Below are 353 nucleotides of genomic sequence, written 5' to 3' on the forward strand. Positions count from 1 at the left end.
TAAGAATTGGGTACTAAACTTCCGCGTCTTTCTAAGAAGAATACGGCGCAAGCACTCGAATATTTGACAACTATCAAGATTATTAAGTCTCACCTTAGCGAGGTGGAAAAGGCGTGTAAAGCCTACCTGGTGGAAAAGGCTTTTGAGCCTGGTACTAAGGTTACGGCGCATGCCCCTAATGGGGCGGATATCGCCACCGTGAGTATTACTAAGCCTGCTGAAACCCTCGATTATGAGGTTACCGATGAAGACGCGTACGCGGCTTGGTTGCAAGTGCATGAGCCGGCTGATTATGAGCGGGCCGTGCAAACCGTACAGGTTGTGCGCGAGTGGGCGAAAAAGGGCCCGCAATT

1 protein-coding gene is annotated in these 353 nt (G+C 50.4%); it reads left to right on the top strand.

What is annotated here, in order from left to right; genetic code table 11:
• Window positions 1-63 precede the first annotated feature (63 nt).
• The coding region (locus tag QP381_RS08665; protein ID WP_285068556.1) for a hypothetical protein at window positions 64-353 on the top strand (290 nt) is incomplete at its 3' end.

Origin of the sequence: Pauljensenia sp. UMB6358, assembly GCF_030216865.1 — a bacterium.
GTDB classification, from domain to species: Bacteria; Actinomycetota; Actinomycetes; order Actinomycetales; family Actinomycetaceae; genus Pauljensenia; species Pauljensenia turicensis_A.